This is a genomic window from Kribbella sp. VKM Ac-2566 (assembly GCF_004366005.1).
GTDB lineage: Bacteria > Actinomycetota > Actinomycetes > Propionibacteriales > Kribbellaceae > Kribbella > Kribbella pratensis.
The window spans coordinates 252,327-271,008 of the sequence record NZ_SODT01000016.1 but is presented as its reverse complement, the minus strand read 5'-3'; the positions used below and the strand labels follow the sequence as shown (position 1 = coordinate 271,008).

Annotated in this window: 19 protein-coding genes and 2 pseudogenes; 13 read left to right on the top strand and 8 right to left on the bottom strand. The window is 65.7% G+C overall.

Translation table 11 applies throughout. The annotated features are described in order from the left end of the window. Nucleotides 1-43: 43 nt before the first annotated feature. Both EV647_RS42410 and EV647_RS41085 read left to right on the top strand, forming a co-directional pair. Nucleotides 44-199 (top strand): hypothetical protein, encoded by a 156-nt coding sequence (locus tag EV647_RS42410; RefSeq protein WP_166680106.1) that lies wholly within the window; start codon nt 44-46, stop codon nt 197-199. Nucleotides 200-201: 2 nt separating this feature from the next. After that, the gene (locus tag EV647_RS41085; protein ID WP_166680560.1) at nt 202-669 is read left to right on the top strand and encodes a universal stress protein; all 468 of its coding nucleotides are present in this window, start codon (nt 202-204) and stop codon (nt 667-669) included. 90 nt (nt 670-759) lie between these two features. Here EV647_RS41085 and EV647_RS42405 read toward each other — a convergent pair whose 3' ends face one another. After that, nucleotides 760-981, bottom strand: a complete 222-nt coding sequence (locus tag EV647_RS42405; protein ID WP_166680559.1) for a hypothetical protein — start codon at nt 979-981, stop codon at nt 760-762. Here EV647_RS42405 and EV647_RS43785 point away from each other — a divergent pair. The 4 genes from EV647_RS43785 (at nt 880) to EV647_RS41065 (ending at nt 2,602) form a co-directional block, all read left to right on the top strand. Continuing rightward, nucleotides 880-1,107 (top strand): TraR/DksA C4-type zinc finger protein, encoded by a 228-nt coding sequence (locus EV647_RS43785; RefSeq protein WP_370344950.1) that lies wholly within the window; start codon nt 880-882, stop codon nt 1,105-1,107. The two genes, EV647_RS42405 and EV647_RS43785, sit on opposite strands and share 102 nt — an antisense overlap. Then, on the top strand, nt 1,104-1,445 hold the full coding sequence (locus EV647_RS41075) for a TraR/DksA C4-type zinc finger protein (protein ID WP_134013006.1): 342 nt from the start codon (nt 1,104-1,106) through the stop codon (nt 1,443-1,445). Before EV647_RS43785 ends, EV647_RS41075 begins: the two co-directional genes overlap by 4 nt. A 30-nt stretch (nt 1,446-1,475) precedes the next feature. Next, a complete protein-coding gene (locus EV647_RS41070; RefSeq protein ID WP_134013004.1) occupies nt 1,476-1,838 on the top strand; it encodes a hypothetical protein in 363 nt (120 codons plus the stop codon). 137 nt (nt 1,839-1,975) lie between these two features. Then, nucleotides 1,976-2,602, top strand: a complete 627-nt coding sequence (locus tag EV647_RS41065; protein ID WP_166680558.1) for a rod shape-determining protein — start codon at nt 1,976-1,978, stop codon at nt 2,600-2,602. A 292-nt stretch (nt 2,603-2,894) separates the two neighbouring features. Here EV647_RS41065 and EV647_RS41060 read toward each other — a convergent pair. From EV647_RS41060 to EV647_RS41050, 3 genes and pseudogenes are all read right to left on the bottom strand, one after another. Beyond that, nucleotides 2,895-3,116, bottom strand: a pseudogene (locus EV647_RS41060) (WhiB family transcriptional regulator); the annotation flags it as partial. A 171-nt stretch (nt 3,117-3,287) separates the two neighbouring features. Further along, nucleotides 3,288-4,152: pseudogene (locus EV647_RS41055) on the bottom strand (type I glyceraldehyde-3-phosphate dehydrogenase). 31 nt (nt 4,153-4,183) lie between these two features. Continuing rightward, nucleotides 4,184-4,795, bottom strand: coding sequence for a hypothetical protein (locus EV647_RS41050; RefSeq protein ID WP_134012998.1), 612 nt, complete (start codon nt 4,793-4,795; stop codon nt 4,184-4,186). Between the two features lie 239 nt (nt 4,796-5,034). Here EV647_RS41050 and EV647_RS41045 point away from each other — a divergent pair, with 239 nt between their 5' ends. From EV647_RS41045 to EV647_RS41030, 4 genes are all read left to right on the top strand, one after another. Next, a complete protein-coding gene (locus EV647_RS41045) occupies nt 5,035-5,844 on the top strand; it encodes an alpha/beta hydrolase (protein ID WP_134012996.1) in 810 nt (269 codons plus the stop codon). A gap of 113 nt (nt 5,845-5,957) precedes the next feature. Next, nucleotides 5,958-6,908 (top strand): alpha/beta hydrolase, encoded by a 951-nt coding sequence (locus tag EV647_RS41040; RefSeq protein ID WP_134012994.1) that lies wholly within the window; start codon nt 5,958-5,960, stop codon nt 6,906-6,908. A 276-nt stretch (nt 6,909-7,184) separates the two neighbouring features. Then, on the top strand, nt 7,185-7,880 hold the full coding sequence (locus EV647_RS41035; RefSeq protein ID WP_166680109.1) for a sigma-70 family RNA polymerase sigma factor: 696 nt from the start codon (nt 7,185-7,187) through the stop codon (nt 7,878-7,880). A gap of 11 nt (nt 7,881-7,891) precedes the next feature. Continuing rightward, the gene (locus tag EV647_RS41030; protein ID WP_134012990.1) at nt 7,892-9,691 is read left to right on the top strand and encodes a glycoside hydrolase family 15 protein; all 1,800 of its coding nucleotides are present in this window, start codon (nt 7,892-7,894) and stop codon (nt 9,689-9,691) included. 74 nt (nt 9,692-9,765) lie between these two features. Here EV647_RS41030 and cydC read toward each other — a convergent pair whose 3' ends face one another. Genes cydC through EV647_RS41010 form a run of 4 tightly spaced genes read right to left on the bottom strand, consistent with a single transcriptional unit; the run spans nt 9,766 to nt 15,483 of the window. Further along, complete coding sequence (gene cydC / locus EV647_RS41025) at nt 9,766-11,397, bottom strand: thiol reductant ABC exporter subunit CydC (RefSeq protein WP_134012988.1); 1,632 nt, start codon at nt 11,395-11,397, stop codon at nt 9,766-9,768. Next, entirely contained in the window at nt 11,394-13,034 is a 1,641-nt protein-coding gene (cydD, locus tag EV647_RS41020) for a thiol reductant ABC exporter subunit CydD (protein ID WP_134012986.1), read from the bottom strand. Before cydD ends, cydC begins: the two co-directional genes overlap by 4 nt. After that, nucleotides 13,031-14,035, bottom strand: a complete 1,005-nt coding sequence (gene cydB, locus EV647_RS41015; protein ID WP_134012985.1) for a cytochrome d ubiquinol oxidase subunit II — start codon at nt 14,033-14,035, stop codon at nt 13,031-13,033. Before cydB ends, cydD begins: the two co-directional genes overlap by 4 nt. 11 nt (nt 14,036-14,046) lie before the next feature. After that, nucleotides 14,047-15,483, bottom strand: a complete 1,437-nt coding sequence (locus EV647_RS41010) for a cytochrome ubiquinol oxidase subunit I (RefSeq protein WP_134012983.1) — start codon at nt 15,481-15,483, stop codon at nt 14,047-14,049. Between the two features lie 157 nt (nt 15,484-15,640). Between EV647_RS41010 and EV647_RS41005 the strand changes: the two genes are divergently transcribed. The 3 genes from EV647_RS41005 to EV647_RS40995 are packed head-to-tail and all read left to right on the top strand — an operon-like array spanning nt 15,641 to nt 18,680. Next, nucleotides 15,641-16,918 (top strand): extracellular solute-binding protein, encoded by a 1,278-nt coding sequence (locus EV647_RS41005; RefSeq protein WP_134012981.1) that lies wholly within the window; start codon nt 15,641-15,643, stop codon nt 16,916-16,918. Next, the gene (locus EV647_RS41000) at nt 16,915-17,862 is read left to right on the top strand and encodes a carbohydrate ABC transporter permease (RefSeq protein ID WP_134012979.1); all 948 of its coding nucleotides are present in this window, start codon (nt 16,915-16,917) and stop codon (nt 17,860-17,862) included. The genes EV647_RS41005 and EV647_RS41000 overlap by 4 nt, the downstream gene beginning before the upstream one ends. After that, nucleotides 17,862-18,680 carry a carbohydrate ABC transporter permease gene (locus EV647_RS40995; RefSeq protein ID WP_134012977.1) on the top strand — a complete coding sequence of 273 codons (819 nt, stop codon included), beginning with the start codon at nt 17,862-17,864 and terminating at the stop codon, nt 18,678-18,680. Before EV647_RS41000 ends, EV647_RS40995 begins: the two co-directional genes overlap by 1 nt. Nucleotides 18,681-18,682 lie beyond the last annotated feature (2 nt).

The window sequence follows — 18,682 nt, the reverse complement described above, 5'->3', positions numbered from 1 at the left end:
TCCTATTTACGCTACACCATGTGTATCGATTAATGGAGGAGCGATGAGTACGTCGTCATTGGAAGCGGTCGAGGTAGCACTGCTGGTTCTGATCGGGGTGCTGACGCCGCTGATCTGCATCGGAGGCCTGGGATGGGCCTACCTGATGCAGGAGCGCGACTCGACCGAGCGTGCACATGGATCGTCGGAGGAAAGGTGAAGATGGACAAGATCGTCGTCGGCATCGACGGTAGTGAGACGGCGCGGCGAGCGCTCGAGTGGGCGGCAGCGGAGGCACGCTTGCGCGGCGCCAGGCTCGTTGTTGTCCATGCCTGGCAGCAGCCGGCTGCGGCCTTGATGTCGCCATACGCTCCCCTGTTGGCTGACCCGGGCTCGCTCGCGGAGACAGCGCGACAAACGCTGACTGACACTCTGAAGGCCGCAGACCTGTCCGGCCTCGCCAGTGAACCCGAACAGCTGGTCGTCCAGGGCGCGGCCGCATCAGCTCTGATTGATGCCGCAGAGAACAGCTTGCTACTCGTCGTGGGCTCACGTGGCCGCGGCGGCGTCGCCGGCCTTCTACTCGGTTCCGTCAGCCGACAGGTCGCGCACGAGTCCACGGTTCCGGTGGTCATCATCCCTCCGGCCGCAACCGCCCCGGACGCACAGACCAGAGAACGGGACGGCTGACAAATGATTGCCCCAGGCAAAGTGCCGGCACAGGAGCTGGCCGCCCTGAAGAGGAGGCTGCGAGAGCACCGCCGTTTCCGCCAGAAGCAACTACAGGACCTCGCAGACCCGTCGCAAGATCGTCGTACCGCAGCGCACGTCGAGATCCAGGCAGCACTGACCGCCGCTGCGCACCAGGTTCTCAGTAACATCGAGGTCGCATTGACCCGAATGAACACCGGCCAGTACGGCAGTTGCCAGCAACGTGGGCGTCCCATCGACCTGCAGCGTCTGCGGATCGTGCCGCACACCCGCTGCTGCGCCCGATGCCATCACGCCGAGGACACCCGGCGCGCCGCGATTGAACCCACCGGATCGCACAAGTCAGGGGCAGCGGCGAAGATGGGTGCTGGTCCCGATAGGCAAGCCGGGTGCCGAACGGCGACGGTGGTGCCATGAAGACACCACGGGTGACCTCCAGCGCGGTCGGTACGGGTGGCCAGCCTGAGCTGCACCGCAAGCACGAGATCCTGCAACGCCTGCAGCACGAGCGAAACACCCGGCTCGCCCAGGTGAACGCCATGGAAGCCGACAAGCCCAACGCCAACGAGGACTTGGTGAAGGCACAGACCACGGCGATCCGCCTGGTCCTGGCCGAGATCGAGGCGGCGGTGGAACGCGTACAGGACGGTTCGTACGGCGTTTGTCACGGCTGCAAGGTACGGATCCCGGTCGGGCGACTGGAGATCCTGCCCTACGTTCGCTACTGCGTGCGTTGCCAGCAGCAAGCTCTATGACGACTCGCGGACACTGATCGAGGAGAGCCCGTGACCAGCCGGACGGCCACCGCCTTCAATGCCGGACTGCCTCGGCAGGAGCTCGCGACTCTGCGAGCAGCGCTGCTCGAGCAGCGCGCCTTCCGACGTGAGCAACTCAAGACCATCCGTTTGTCGGTGCCGAAGGAGTCGATCGGCGCCGACCGGTCGGCGCGAGCTGAGGTGCAGGACCACCTGGCCGTTGCGGCCCGGATCGTCCTGGCCGACGTCGAAGCCGCGCTCGACCGGCTCGATACCGGCCACTACGGACGATGCGTCCTGTGCCGCAGACCTGTTGAGGTACGACGGCTGCGGATCTGTCCGCAGACCGTGTACTGCGGCGAATGCCACCGCGTGCGGGAGTCTGGGCCTTGAAGCCGCTGCTCGCCGGAAGGCCGCTGCGTCGCACCACATCCTCCGGGCGGACTCGCACCGGTCTCGCCATCGATCTGGGCAGTGCGCGTACCAGAGCCTGGGCACCGGGACACGGCCTCCTCGTCGACGTGCCGACCATGACCGCCGCTACGGGGAAGCGCCCGGTGCGCCGCGGGAAGATCATCGACCGAGCCGCGACGGCAGCCCTTGTCGGTGAGCTGCTGAAGTCTCAGGTGATCGTGGAACGGCGTCGTACGGTCGTGGCAACGATCCCGATCACCTCCGACGAGGTACATCGCGGTCACCTCCTCGCCGTCCTCGATGTCCTGGGTCCCGAAACGATCCTGACGATCGACACCGTCAAAGCGGCTGCCCTCGGCGCCGACGTCGACATGACGGAGCCGCTGCTGGTCGTCGACATCGGCGCTCAATTGACCGAGGTCGCGCTGCTGGCCGGGGGCAGCTTGTGCGGTGCGCGATGCACAAAGCTGGGAGTGCGCGACCCGGTTTCTTCGACGCAGATCGTTCAGGAGATCGTGGAGTCAACGGTCCAGCTGATGGGTGAGTGTGGTCCACAAATGGTCGATGCTCTGGATCGAGGCGTTCTCCTGACCGGTGGCGGCGCGCTCCGCCCCGAAATCACGTACCAACTCTCGACCCAACTCGGCGCCACCGTCCAGCCCGCCCCGGCACCCCAGTCGGCCGCGGTCCGCGGTGCCGCACTCGTCCTCCAAGCAGCTCACCGCCACCCCAGCGCCTTCTGATACCAGCCCGGTCGCCGTCGGCATGGCGGGCGCCCCACGGGGGTTGCCTGGGGCACCGGATCACCGCCAGATGAACCAACATGCCCAATCACTACAGCTAGGGTACGAGCGCAGCTTGGGCTCACCCCGCTGCTCGTCGCCCGCCAGCCCTACATCTGCTACGTCACCGCCGCCCACGTGCCGGTCCGGCAGATCGGGTCGGGGCGGGCTGCCGTGTCGGTGGGATTGACAGGTCCTCGACTTGAGTGGTGCCTGTCGACACCGGGCTATGCGACTGGACTCGTTTGGGCCGCTGCTGTTTCAGCGCGCGGCGTTCGATCTCGGACAGGCCACCCCACACGCCGGCGTCCTGGCCGGTGCGGAGTGCCCAGTTCAAGCACGCGTCGACGACGTCACATTGTGCGCAGACCCGTTTGGCGGCTTCGATTTGCTGCAAGGCTGGGCCGGTGGTGCCGATCGGGAAAAACAGTTCCGGGTCCTCATTTCGGCAGGCACCGTTGAGTAGCCAGTTCATGCACTCTCCCTCCGGGAGCTGAAGCTGCGGCGCATGCCGAATCCATGTGATGGAGTGGCAGGCCCGGCGCCGAGGTGGTTAGGGGCTCAAGACGCCAGGCCCGCCGGTCTTGGGAGTTGGCCGAAATCCGTCTCCGAGTCCCGGATCGCTACTTCGGCGGTGTCCGGTGGCCTACTTCATGCTGTGCGCAACGAGTTCGGTCAGGTCGAACAGGCGGTTGGTGAAGCCCCACTCGTTGTCGTACCAGCCGAACACCTTCACAAGATTGCCGTTCGCGTACGTGAGTGGGGCATCGAAGATGCACGACGCCGGGTCGCCGATGATGTCGTGCGAGACGATCGGGTCCTCGTTGTACCGCAACAGGCCCTTCAGAAGGCTGGATGCCGCCTCAGCGAAGACGTGGTTGACCTGCTCTGCGGTCACGTCCTCGGCGAGTTCGACGACCAGGTCTGTGAGCGAGCCATCCTGGACCGGAGCTCGAACCGCGACGCCGTCGATCTTGCCGGCCAGATCGGGAATCACCAGGCCGACTGCCTTGGCCGCGCCAGTGCTCGTCGGGATGAGGTTCACAGCACCCGAGCGTCCACGGCGCAGGTCCTTGTGGGGCGAGTCGAGGATCACCTGGTCGTTCGTGTAGCTGTGGATCGTTGTCATCACACCGCGTCGGATCCCGAACGCCCGATGCAGCACGGACACCATGGGGGCGACGCAGTTCGTGGTACACGACGCGTTCGAGATGATGTTGTGTGAGACAGGGTCGTAGGTGTCGGCATTTACCCCTAGAACGACTGTCACGTCGACATCCTTGCCCGGCGACGACAGGATGACCTTGCGGGCACCGCCGGTCAGGTGCGCGGCCGCGATCGGGCAATGGCCCATAGGTCGAGTCGTACTGCAGCAGGTTCGCCAGCGTCGCACTGTCGGTGACGTCGTTGACCGACACCACCTCGACGACCTCATCTCCCCGCCCGAGCGCGACCCGCAGAAAGTCCCGCCCGATCCGACCGAACCCGTTGATTCCTACTCTCACAGACATCCTCGACCTCCTAGCGCCGCCGAACCGATCCTCAGGGCAGTTGACGTGTCCATCGCGGTGAGACCTCTCTCCACTCCCGCGCCCATTCCTCGGCGCGGTGATGGTCCAGCGGTCGGCGGGCCAACCGAACGACGACGATCAGCAGCGGCCAGGCGAGGACCGCCATACCGATACCGGCCACAACCCCGAGGGCTGCACTGTCCGAGGGTGGCCGGGGAGCGCGGGTCACCTTGCCGTCCTGATCGAGCCAGATCGTCAGCTCGCTGCCGGACTTGGTGCCGATCAGCACATCTGCCCGGTCCTCGCGTGCGGATCCTGAAGCATCGAACCAACCAACTCGAACTCTCGTGGTGGTCAGCCCGGGACTCAAAAGCGCGGTTTCGTCCGAGTCCTCGAGTGTTCGCGCTACAACCGCACGGGTGTGTGCGCGTTCCTGGGCCGCCGCGTGCTCCGCGCGATCGCGAATTGCAGTTCCGAAGGCTGCCGCCGCGGGTATCACCAGCGATGCAACCGTCAGCGCGACCATCAGCAGCACTGCCTCGAGCCGGTCCACCCTTCGACGCAACGGATTGCGGCCGAAACCGAGCAACCGCAGCTGCATCAACATGAACAACTCAGCCCGGTGTTCGTGGGTCGTGCTCATCGCGCGCTCCAATCTCTCTCTGCTACTAAGACAAGGAATCCACGGGTCTTGTGACGACGGTGGCCACGGGTCGCGGTCGGAGCGGAGCGATATCACGGATGCGCCGCAGGTCATGTCACGAATGACATCCCTGTTCGGACTTGGTTGTTGCACCACCGATCGTTGCCAACGGCGCGATTCGAATCGTCCCCTCGCGACCGGACATCCCTTGTCTGCCGTGATCACCAATTGGAGTCGTCATGTCACCCACCATCGTTCTGGTCCACGGTCTGTGGCTCACGCCGCGAAGTTGGGAGGGCTGGAAGGCGCGCTTCGAGAAGCGCGGGCATGAAGTCCTCGCACCTGCCTGGCCCGGAATGGAAGTAGAGGTCGAGGCCCTCCGCCGCGACCCGTCGGTCATGAACGGACTCGGAATCGGCGAGGTCGTCGACCACTACGACCAGATCATCCGCAGCCTCGCCAGTCCACCGGTGATCATGGGACATTCGACCGGCGGCCTGGTGACCGAACTCCTGCTCGACCGCGGCCTCGGCGCTGCCGGCGTAGCCCTGTCGCCCGCACCGGTCAAGGGCGTCTACCGCCTGCCGCTCAGTCTGCTTCGGGCCATCGCTCCAGTGCTCAGAAACCCGGCGAACAAGAACAAGACCTACGCGATGACGCCGAAGCAGTTCCACTACGCCTTCACAAACACCATGAACGACCAGGACGCCAAGGCGGCGTACGAGAGGTACGCGGTCGCTGGTCCCGGGCGGATCGCCTTCCAGGGCGCCTTCGCAAACTTCAATCCACACGCGGTCAACAAGGTCGACTTCCGCAAGGACGACCGTCCTCCGCTCCTCGTGATCGGGAACAGCGAAGACCATACGATCCCTGCCTCGGTCAGCAGAGAGGCCGCGAAGCGCCTCGGCAAGTCGAGGGCAGTGGTGGAGTACAAGGAGTTCGCCGGACGGCCTCACTTCACCGCCGGCGCCCCGGGCTGGGAAGCCGTTGCCGACTACGCGCTCGAATGGACGATCCGTCACACGAGCGCGGCCTCCAGGCACAACTAGGCATCAGCCGCTGCCTGCGGTCACCACTGCGGGAAGCGAGCGCCGTGTCAGTCGCAGCAGTTCCGGTCGATCATGTCGATCGATCGAGTGAATCCGAAAGGACGAAACCTCACATGAGCAAGCACTTCCTCGAGCCGGCAGCTCAGGAGTTCGCGGACGCGACGTCGAAGCCGCCGTTCCTCTACGAACTCGGCCCCGACGGCGCGCGCAAGGTTCTCGACGACGTTCAAGCTGCCCCGATCCCCAAGCTCGACGTCGCCGAGAAGTGGATCACCGTTCCGGCCGAGGTCGGCGACGTCCGGGTCCGCATCGTCAAGCCCGTCGACGCTAAGGAAAGCCTCCCGACCATCCTGTACATGCATGGCGGCGGATGGGTCCTCGGGAACGCCGGGACGCACGATCGGCTGGTTCGCGAGTTGGCCGTCGGCGCCGAAGCGGCCGTCGTGTTCGTCGAGTACGACCGCTCCCCCGAGGCGCACTACCCCGTCGCGATCGAACAGGGCTACGCGGCAGCGCGCTGGGTCACCGAGCGCGGTTCGTCCGAGGGCCTCGATGCTACGCGGATGGCGGTGGCCGGCGATTCGGTCGGCGGCAACATGACGGCCGCCTTGGCCATCCTCGCCGTACAGCGAGGTGATGTCAGGTTCGTCCACCAGTCGATGTACTACCCGGTGACCGACGCAGCGCAGGACACCGAGAGCTACCGCGAGTTCGCGGAAGGCCCGTTCCTCACCGCGAAGGGTATGGCGTGGTTCTGGGACTGCTATCTACCTGACGAAGCCAGGAGGTCCGAGATCACGGCGTCGCCGTTGCGGGCCGGCCTCGACCAACTCGCCGGGCTGCCGGAAGCCTTCCTGATCGTCGACGAGAACGACGTACTTCGAGATGAGGGAGAGGCGTATGCACGCAGGCTCACCGAGGCCGGCGTCCGTACCACCTCGGTCCGCTACAACGGCATCATCCACGACTTCATGATGCTCAACCCGCTCCGTCAGACCGCCGCCACGACCGGCGCTGTCGAGCAGGCGGTCCAGATCCTCCGTAAGGCACTCGGCACCGCCTGAGCTGACCGCCGGGCGCGATCTGCTGTGACCACCACGCGATGGTCGTCGACTTTCGGCGACCATCGCGTCTTTGTGACCGATGCCAGCTGGACTCGGAGCCGGCGGCTGCGTGGCGCCCAGGACTACGTGGCCACCACGGACACGTAGTGGCACGGCCACGAGGCCGGCCGGAACCACGCGACCAGCCACGTTCTACGCGGGGCGCGAAGGATGCTTCGCGGCCGCACAGTGATGTCGAGGGCATGTGACTCGCCAGGCGGGAAAGGGGTTGTTCGCGTGAACACCGGACTGTCATCGCAGAGATGGGAAGGCGGGGAGACCTGGCCGGACCGGCCGGCGAGCGCCGAGCAGTGGGATGGCGGCCTCGAGGAAGCAGTCGAGACATTCGTCAGAGTACGGCCGCGGCTGATGGCGATCGGGTACCGATTCCTCGCCAACTGGAGCGAGGCCGAGGACGTCGTACAGGAAACCTGGCTTCGCTGGCAGAACACCGATCGTACGGTCGTCGCCGATCCGCAGGCTCTGCTCGCGACCATGGCGACACGGCTCGCGATCAACATCAGCCTGTCCGCGCGGCGGCGTTACGAGGTATGCCGAACTCCGCCGGTTCCCCCGGCAACCGACGTGAACGACGACCCGGCCACGACGGCCGAACGCCGCGAAGCCGTCGAACAGGCGCTGCTGATCGTCCTCGAGAGCCTCACGCCGCGAGAACGCGCCGCCTTCATTCTCCGGGAGGCCTTCGGCTATTCATACGGGCAGATCTCAGAGTTCCTCCAGCTCGGCGCGGCCAATACCAGGCAAGTGGTCAGCCGCGCCCGCCGGCATCTCGGAGCCAACCGACGTGTCATCGTGAGCTCGGCGTCGTACCAGCGCTTCCTTCAGGCATTCTTCACCGCAGCCCGTACCGGCGATCTCGGCAGCCTCGAGAGACTCCTGGCCGCGGACCTGACGGTCGATTGGGACAACTGAGCCAGGCCACCATGGCACACATCGAGGATTACGCGCTGATCGGCGACCTGCGTACGGCGGCGCTCGTCGCGACTGATGGGTCTGTTGACTGGCTGTGCCTCCCCCGCTTCGACTCACCTGCGGTGTTCGCGGCCGTACTCGGCGACGACGGCAACGGTCGCTGGACGATGGGGCCGTCAGCCGGTGGGCGCTGCACCCGCCGACGGTACCGACGACATTCGTTGATCCTCGAAACGGATTGGATCGTCTCCGACGGCCAGGTGAGGGTCACCGACTTCATGTCTCCCACCGGCCCGGAGGGGCAACTCGTGCGCGTAGTCGAGGGCGTTGCAGGTCTGGTCCACATGCACACCTCACTGGCGTTGCGGATGGACTACGGACGGATCGTCCCCGAGCATCACGGCCTCGGCCGGCGGATTCTCGCGACGACGGAGCACCAGAACGTGTGTCTGTCCACCGACGTCCACATGAACCGTGTCGGCGGTTGCATGACTGCCGACTTCACGGTCGGCGCGGGCGAACGCCTGACGTTCGTCTTGACTCATGCCCCCGAACCGAATCTACCTGCGCCGGCCGATCCAGTCCGTTCGCTGGCCGCGACGTCGGCATTCTGGGATCAGTGGATCAGTCGGTGCACCTATGCAGGCCGGTGGGCCGACTCGGTGCGACGTTCACTCGTTGTCCTCAAGGCGCTTACTCATGCCCCGACCGGCAGCATCCTGGCCGCAGTCACGACCTCACTGCCCGAGAACATCGGCGGCACACGCAACTGGGACTTCCGCTACTGCTGGCTCCGCGACGCCGCGTTTGCCCTGGAGGCGTTCGATGCCACCGGCTACGGAGCAGAGGTCGCAGCCTGGACGGACTGGTTGGCGCGGGTTGTGGCCAGCGGCTCCTCGGACGTGCAAATCATGTACCGCCTCGACGGCGCCCGCCATCTACCAGAGCAAACCTTGGACTGGCTCGCGGGTTATCGCGCATCCGCACCGGTCCGCATCGGCAACGCTGCGGCCATGCAAGTACAGAATGACGTCTGGGGCGAGGTGTTGAGCGTTCTGTGCAATCGCGGGCCATCGGATCGGAGGATGCGTCGCATTCTGTTGAGGGGCCTCGAAGACAGTTGGCAGGAACCTGACAACGGCATCTGGGAGGTTCGCGGCCCGCGGCGTCACTTCGTCCATTCGAAGGCCATGGCCTGGGTCGGCGTCGATCGCGTCGTCCGCGCCCTGGAGGCTGAGGATGCCACGCCGGAAACCCTCGAGCGCTTGCGCAAGCTTCGCCGGACCATCCACGACGACGTTTGCCACCGTGGGTTCAACACCGCGCTGGGCAGCTTCACACAGTGTTATGGCTCCAGCCGCCTCGATGCCTCGCTCCTCCTGCTGCCGCGGTACGGATTCCTGCCATGGAACGACCCCCGCATGGTCGGCACGGTCGACGCCGTCCAAAGCCATCTGACGCGAGACGGGCTGGTCCTGCGCTACTCCACCGACGCGCGCGTACCCAACTGCGACGGCATCCCGGGTGACGAAGGCACATTCCTGGCCTGCTCGTTCTGGCTGGCGGATGCATTGCACGGAATCGGCCGCACCGACGACGCCGAGGCCCTCTTCGAACGGCTGCTGTCCTTGCGCAACGACGTCGGGCTACTCAGTGAGGAATATGACGTGGCGACCGGGCACCATCTCGGGAACACTCCACAGGCCTTCAGCCATGCTGGGCTGGTCAGCACTGCCTTGCGCCTGAGCCGCCAACTGTCCCACAGCAAGGAGCCGGCAGCATTCGAGTCTTGGTCCGACGCAGCGAGCTGAATCCGTGCAACGCTGAACGGCGTTGTCGCACAAACGTCCTACCGCAGATTCGCACCGGCTGCTGACGCTGTGGCTCAGCATTGCGTTCGCCGTGACAGCCTCACGATCTGTGGCAAGGGATGGGGGACCAACTCCGGTCTATGAGTCAGTAGAACCACGGTGCGAGACCCGGCGGCACCGAACAGATCCATCAGCAGGGCCCGCGCGGTCTCCTCATCGAGATGCTCGGTGGGTTCGTCGAGAATCAGTACGTCGTGCCGCGCGAGCAGCAGTCGTGCGAAGGCAAGTCGCTGCCGCTCTCCTCCTGACAATCGAGCACCGCGCTCCCCGACCATTGTGCCCAGTTGCCGCGGCAATCGCTCGACGAAGTCACCGAGCCGCGCGCGGTGGAGGGCGTTCCACAGCTGGAGATCGCTGGCATCCGGACACGCCAGCAGCAGGTTCTCTCGGATGCTCGTGTCGAAGACGTAGCAGTCCTGGGTCAGCAATCCGATTGCGGACCGCACCTTTTCGCTGTCGAGCTGCGTGAGATCGAAACCGCCCAGATTCACCTCGCCTGCGCGGGGGTCCAGGAGTCGCAACAGAACGGCAGCAAGCGTGCTCTTGCCCGATCCGCTCGGTCCGGTGATGATCACTCGACCGCCCTCAGGAACGTCGATGTCACCGACCTGCAGTACGTCGGGACCATCGCCGTACCCCGCCCGCAAACCGTGGATCCGCAGACTACGATCGCGCGGAAGCGGGTGTGGGCGCGCCGGGCCTGTGACCGGCCTCGGCGCGGCGAGGACCTCTCGCAGCCGGTCCAGGGAACCGCGAACCCGCACCGCGATCTGCGCGGCCGGAGGGATCTCACCGAGGACATCCAGCAACGCCAACGGCGTCAGCACCAGCACGGCAAGTGTCGGGCCGGCCAGGTGGGAGCGACTGCCCACGACGAGTCCGGAGACAGTGGCCCCACCCACGCAGAGGACGAGAAGAGCATTGCCGAGACCGGCGCTCCAAGCGGATCGGCGTTCGGCGGCAGCCAGCCGGACATCGGCATCGGCGAAGGCGCAGATCACGTCGTCCACAGCCCCGAAGGCGACCAAGTCCGCGGCCGATTGCAAGCTCTCGGACGCCCGAGCTGCCACCTCGCCGCGCCCCTTGGCGATCGACCGCTCGGCATGGCGTGCCGTGGCCGCAGTGAGCCAAGGCACGATGATGCACGCCACCAGGACCGCGAACCCGACCTGGACGCCGATCACTGGCTGCAGCGCTCCGATGAGTGCAACGGTCGCTGTAGCCGTCACCGCGGCTACGACGACGGGGAGAACGACTCGCAGCCACAGGTCGAGAACGCAGTCGACGTCGAGGAGCAGTCGAGCGAGAAGATCACCGCGCCGTAGATCGAGGCCGGCCGGCGCCAACTCCTCCAGCCGATCGGTCATCCGTGCCCGGGTTCGTGCGAGCAGCCGGTACGCCGCGTCGTGACCGGCGAGCCGCTGAACGTATCGGAACATCCCCCTTCCGATGCCGAAGGCACGGACGGCGACGATCGCCACCATCAGGACGAGCACCGGTGGCTGAGCCGCCGCGGCGCTGATCAGCCACGCGGACGTCGCCAGCAACGCCACGGAAGATCCTGAGGCCAGCACGCCCGACGTGAGTGCGACCAGCAGCCATCCTGCCGCCCGTCGGTCCGGGAGGACGATGGAGGAGAGGCTCACGAGACCGACAACTCCCGATACTCGTTGGCCGACCGTCCCAGCTCGACTACGCGATCGGCCGCGGCGATCCACGCCGGGCGGTGCGCCACGAGCAGAACTGTGCGACCGGCGCCCCTGAGACCTGCGATGACTTCCGCCTCGGTTTCACAGTCGAGACCCGCTGTTGGCTCGTCCAGGAGGAGCACTGCCGCGTCGGTGATCAGCGCCCGGGCCAACGCTACTCGGCGCCGCTGGCCGCCCGACAGTAATGCGCCTCGTTCACCGACCCGTTGCGCCGGACTCAGCTCCCGTGCGCCTGCCGCGTCGAGCGAGGTCACCACCTCATCATCCGATGCGTCGGGACGGCCGAGCCGAACATTGGCGGCAACCGAGCCGTCCCGCAGGCTCGGATGCTGCGGGACCCAGGCGAACTGCCGTCGCCACACCCTCGGCTCGAACTCGGCCGCCCCAGATCCTCCGGCCACAACACCACCGGATTCGATGGCAACCAGGCCGAGGATCGCGGCCAGGACCGTCGACTTGCCACTTCCGCTCGGTCCGGTCAGCGCGACAATCTCGCCTGGCCGCAACTCGAGATCGAACCCATCCAATGCCGGCGCGTCCCGCCCCGGGTACGTCACTTTGACGTCGTACAGGGACAGCGCCGTGCAACCGAGGTCTGGCACGTCCCTCCGATCACCCCAGTTCGGCACTGCGGTCTCCAGGACCCTGAGGGCCTCTTCGCTCGCCGCCACCCCGTCTGCGCTGGCGTGGAACTGCATGCCCAGCTGCCGCAACGGGAGATACGCCTCGGGCGCGAGGATCAACACCACCAGCGCTGTCTCGAGCCCGAGCTTCCCGTCGACCAGCCTGAGACCGACGCCGATCGCGACGAGCGCCACCGACAGGCCGGCGAGCAACTCGAGGACCAACGAGGACAGGAACGCCAGCCGCAGGGTCCCCAGCGACGCGATCCGGTACCTGTCGGTCACCTGTTGTACTGCGGCCGTCTGTGCCTTCGCGCGGCCGAACAGTTTCAGCGTGGTCATTCCACCGGTCACGTCGGCGAAGTGGTGGGCCAGAATCGCGAGCGCGTGCTGCCTGTGCCGGCTGTGTGCTCGAGCCGCCCAGCCGATCAAGGTCATGAAGATCGGGATCAGCGGCAGAGTGACGAGGACCGTGCCCGCTGCCAGTAGGTCTCCGGTCGCCATCCAGCCGATCACACCTGCGGGCACAGTGGCAGCCAGAACGAGCTGCGGCAGGTAGCGGGCGAAGTACGGGTCCAAATCGTCCAGGCCCTTGGTCAGCAGGGTTGTCAGCGCACTGCTGCGTTCACCGCTCAGCCAGACCGGTCCGAGCTTCAGAGAGTGCTCCAGCACCTGCCGCCGCAGTGTGGACTTCACCGCGGCGGCTGCGCGTTGTGCGACCACCTCCTGCGCCCACACCAGCAATGCCCGGCCTGCAACGACTGCAGCCAGACCCCAGGCGACAGCAGTCACCCCGCTGCCCCGCAGCACGACGCCCGCAATGCCGTGAGCGAGCAGCACGGCCTGAGCGATGACCAGCACACCGCTCGCGACGCCAAGCACGATCGATGCCAGCAGGAACAACCGCGCCGCCCGCGCGCGCCTCAGTAATCGCGGGTCGAGCGGCTTCATGACGCCGACACCGACACTGGCGCAACTGTGACGCGCTTGCGGAACACCCAGTAGGTCCAACCTTGGTACAGCAGCACCAGCGGCATGAAGATCGCCGTGATGATCGTCATCGCCTTCAACGTGTACGGCGTTGACGCGGCATCAACAATTGTCAATGTTGATCCGGGGTCAAGTGTTGACGGCATGACGTCGGGGAACAGCGCGACGAACAACGACACCACGGCCAGTCCGATCGCGAGCGTCGTACCGACGAAGGCCCAGCCCTCCCGAGCCAGCTCGTTCGCGACCAGACCAACCGAAAGCCCCACCATCGCAGCCCCGGCCAGAATCATCGAGGCCAGATCTCCCCGCAGATGCTGCGCCCACACCAGGAACCCCGCGGCGAGTACCGCGAGGACGACACTCGCGCGCGAGGCCAGTCGGTTGGCGCGGCGGCGTAGGTCGTCGGTGGTCCGCAGGGCGAGGAAGATCGCGCCGTGGGTGACGAACACCGCGACGAAGGTCAGGCCGCCGAGCAGCGCGAACGGGTTGAGCAGCGTCCCGAAGCCGCCGACGTACTCGTGGCCGGCATCCAGCGGCACCCCGCGCACGATGTTGCCGAAGGCAACGCCCCAGAGCAGCGCGGGCAGCACCGACCCGACGACGATCATCGCGTCCATCCGCGCGCGCCACTCCGGTTCGTCCCGCTTGCCGCGGTACTCGAGTGCGACGCCGCGCACGATCAGTCCCACCAGGATCGCGAACAGCGGCAGGTAGAACCCGCTGAACAGCGTCGCGTACCACTCCGGGAACGCCGCGAACGTCGCGCCACCAGCGACGATCAGCCAGACTTCGTTGCCGTCCCAGACCGGCCCGATGGTGGTGACGATCGCCCGGCGTTCAGGCTCGGTCCGGCCGAGCACTCGCAGGAGCATCCCGACCCCGAAGTCGAAGCCCTCCAGCACGAAGTACCCGGTCCACAGCGTCGCGATCGCAACGAACCAGACAGTCGTGAGTTCCATGTCAAACCACCTCAGTACGCGAAGGACAGCGGATCAGGCTCGTCATCGGCGCCGGACTCGTCATCATCCGACCCGCCGGTCCGCCGCCTCCCGACGCCCACGTCCGCCTCCGGCAACCCGCTCCAGATCGCGCGCAGCATTAACCTCATCTCGACGACCGCGAGTACGCCGTACAGCGCGGTGAACCCGACCAGCGAGGTGATCACCTCGCCGCTGGTCGTACCGGGTGAGACACCCGACGCCGTCGGCAACAGACCGAACACCAGCCACGGCTGCCGACCGGTCTCGGTGAAGATCCAGCCGAACGTGTTCGCCACCAGCGGCAGCAACGGCAACGGCGCCGCCAGCCACACCAGCCAGCGAGCAGGAGCCCGCCCGCGACGCGTGGTCCACAACAACCACAGCGCGACCGCCGCCGACGCCATCCCGACCCCGATCATCAACCGGAACGTCCAATACGTCAGCGGGATGTTCGGCTTGTACGACCCCGGCCCGTACAACTGCTCGTACGCCTCCTGCAGCGAGTTGATCCCCTGCACCTCACCATCGAAATGCCCGGTCGCCAGGAACGACAGCAGATACGGCAACTTGATCGAGAAAATCTCCTTCGAACCGTCCAACGTGCCGACCGTGAACACCGAGAACGACGCCGGCTTCTCGGTCTCGTACAACGCCTCGGCCGCCGCCATCTTCATCGGCTGCACCTCAGTCATCACCTTGCCCTGCAGATCACCGCTGATCGCGACACCCACACCGGCCACCAGCACGACCGACGCCCCGATCTTCAACGCCGACCGGAACACATCCCGATCCGTGCCCGGCCGACGGACCAGATGCCACAACGCGACCCCGGCCACGAACGCGCCGCCGACCATGAACGCGGCGAAGATCGTGTGCGGAAAGGTGACCAGCACGACCTTGTTGGTCAGCACCGCCCACAGGTCCGTCAGCTCCGCACGACCCCGAGCCGCGTTGTAGCGAAAACCCACCGGGTTCTGCATCCACGAGTTGGCCGCGAGGATGAAGTACGCCGACAGTTGCGTGCCGAGCACCACCATCCAGATGCACCCCAGGTGCACGAGCTTCGGGAGCCGGTCCCAGCCGAAGATCCACAAGCCGATGAACGTCGACTCGAGGAAGAACGCGAGCAGGCCCTCCAGCGCCAGCGGGGCCCCGAACACGTCGCCGACGAACCGCGAGTAGTCGCTCCAGTTCATCCCGAACTGGAACTCCTGCACCAGACCGGTGACCACACCCATCGCAATGTTGATCAAGAACAGCTTCCCGTAGAACTTCGTCAACCGCAGATACTTCTCCTTCCCGGTCCGGTACCACGCGGTCTGCAAGCCGGCGGTGATCGCGACCAACGAGATCGTCACCGGCACGAAGAAAAAGTGGTACACGGTGGTGATCGCGAACTGCCACCGCGCCAGATCCAGGCCGTCCATCGCCACCTCCCCGCGCCCACTCGTCGACATCCGTACCGACAAGTCCGCGAGGACGGTCACTTTGTGACAGCCCCGTCATCCGGACGTAGATGTCACAAACTCAGCCCTCCTCCGGACTACCCAACGCGACAACAGGCACAGATCCGTTGGAGAAACCATGAGACGAACGATCGCAACTGCCGCTCTTGCCGTGATGCTCACAGCGGCCGCAGGATGCGGAGGCGCCGCGCCCGGTCCAGATGCTCAGGCCAGAGGCGAGATCACCGTCTGGTACTCGAACAATCTCGAAGAGGTCGCGTGGGGCAAGCAGATGGTCGCAGCCTGGAACGCGGAACACGCGGACCAGAAGATCTCTGCACAGGAGATCCCGACCGGAAAGAGCTCCGAAGAAGTCATCGGCGCCGCGATCACGGCCGGCAACGCGCCCTGCCTGATCTTCAACACCTCGCCGGCCTCGATCTCACAGTTCCAGAAGCAGGGCGGCCTGGTGCCGCTGGACACGTTCAGCGACGGTACGTCGTACCTCGAGGGCCGCTCCGGCGATGTCGCCGAGCAGTACAAGTCGTCGGACGGAAAGTACTACCAGCTTCCGTGGAAGTCGAACCCGGTGATGATCTTCTACAACAAGAAGGCGTTCGCCAAGGCCGGCATCGACCCGACGAACCCGCCGCTGAGGACGTACGACGAGTTCCTCGCCACCGTTCGGAAGGTGGTGGCAGCCAAGGGCGCGCAGTACGCGATCCTTCCGGCCCCGAGCAACGAGTTCTACCAGTCCTGGTTCGACTTCTACCCGCTGTTCGCGGCCGAGACCGGTGGAAGCCAACTGGTCGCCGATGGCAAGGCACAGTTCGCCGGCGACGCGGGCAGGAAGGTCGCTCAGTTCTGGCGGACTCTCTACGCCGAGAACCTGGCCGGCAAGGAGAGGTACACCGGTGACGCGTTCGCCGACGGCAAGGCGGCCATGGCGATCGTCGGCCCATGGGCAATCTCGGTGTACAAGGGCAAAGTCGACTGGGGCGTCGTACCGGTGCCGACGTCGTCCGGCAGGCCGGCGAGCGAGATCCACACCTTCTCCGACGCGAAGAACGTGGCGATGTACTCCGCGTGCAAGAACCGCGGGACGGCCTGGGACGTGCTGAAGTTCGCCACCAGCAAGGAGCAGGACGGCAAGTTCCTCCAGCTGACCGGGCAGATGCCGCTGCGCAAGGACGTCGCCTCGGCGTACCCGGACTACTTCGCCAAGAACCCCGACTACAAGACGTTCGCGGACCAGGCCGCACGCACGGTGGAAGTGCCGAACGTGCAGGACTCGATCACCATCTGGCAGACCTTCCGGGACGCGTACTCCAAGTCGGTCATCTTCGGCCGCCAGGACCCAGGCACGGCCCTGGAGGAAGCTGCCCGCCGCGTCGATCAGCTCGCGTCAGAGTCATGACCGCCACAAGCAATCCGGCGATCCGCGAGACTCCCAGGCACGGGATCTCCGGCAGGCGAACCTGGTTCGGTCGAGTCATCGGCGAACAACCGATCGGCGGCGCACTCGTCGCGCCGTACGTCGTGTTCCTCCTCGCGGTCTTCGCGTACCCGCTCGGCTTCGCGGTCTACATCTCGTTCCACGACTACTTCTTCGCGGCACCGGGCGCGATTGTCGAGCGTCCGTTCGTCGGATTCGACAACTACGTCGCCGTGCTGTCGGACGCGGCGGTACGGCGTGCCTTCGGCAACGTCCTGGTCTTCCTCTTGATCAACGGGCCGTTGACGGTCCTCCTGTCGCTGGTCCTGGCAAACGCCCTGAACGCCGCGATCCGGTGGCGCACCTTCTTCCGGGTCAGCTACTACGTGCCGTACGTCACCGCGAGCGTCGCAGTCGTCGGTGTCTGGCTGTTCTTGTTCAACTCCGACGGCCTCGTCAACGCTGTCCTCGGTCCCGTCGCGCCCGATCCCTCCTGGCTGGTCAACTCGAAGCTGGCAATGCCGACGGTGGCGATCTATGTGACCTGGAAACAACTCGGATTCTTCATCCTGCTGTACCTCGCCGCCCTGCAGAACGTGTCGAGAGACCTCTACGAGGCAGCTGCCATGGATGGCGCAGGCCGGTTCCAGTCGTTCTGGAACGTCACGGTGCCAGGAGTCCGGCCCGCAACGACACTGGTCGTACTTCTCGCCACGGTGACCGGGGCGAACCTGTTCACCGAGCCCTATCTGTTGACCGGAGGCGGCGGGCCGGACGGCGCGTCTGCCTCCCCGGTCCTGATCATGTACCAGCGCGGAATCGAGCAAGGCAATCCTGATGTCGGCGCGGCCATCGGCATCCTGCTCGTCATCGGCGTACTGATCCTGGCATTGATCGAACGGCGCTTCGTGGGGAGAGAAGACTGATGCGATGGCGCTTTCCTGCCCTACTGGCCGGCTCGTTCGTGTTTCTGTTCCCGTTCTACTACATGCTGATCGGGAGTCTGCAGGCTGAGCCCGATCCATCGGTCGGCGGCGCCTTTCCCGCACCGGGCAACCTCACCGGCGAGAACTACGCCGAGATCGACGCGGCGATCAACCTCGGTCGCACGTTGCTCAATTCCGGCGTCTTCACCGGTGGAGTGATCCTCGGCACGATGGTTTTCGGGGTCCTGGCCGGCTATGCGCTGGCGCGACTGCGGTTCCGCGGACGTGGGCTGGTGTTCAGCCTCATGCTGCTGATCCAGGTGATCCCGTTCCAATTGCTGACGATCCCGTTGTACGTGCTGATCGTCCGCAGCTACGGGCTCGCCGACTCCTATCTCGGCATGATCGTGCCGTTCGCGATCAACTCGACCGCAGTGTTCGTGTTCCGTCAGTACTTCCTCCAATTGCCGGGCGAACTGTTCGACGCCGCCCGGATCGACGGTGCGTCCGAACTCAGCATTCTGTGGCGCGTCGCGATTCCCCTGGTGCGGCCTGCACTCCTCACCGGCGTATTGCTGACCTTCATCGGTCCGTGGAACGAGTTCCTCTGGCCCTTCCTGATCACCAAGAACCAGGAACTGCAACCGCTCGCCGTAGCACTGTCCAACTACCTCACGACGGTGTCGGCCCGCGCCGCCAATCCGTTCGGTGCGGTACTGGCCGGCGCCTGCGTACTCGCGGCACCAGCCGTCGGACTCTTCGTTGTCTTCCAGCGCCAGTTCATCTCCCAGGGACTCGAATCCGGACTGAAGGGTTGATT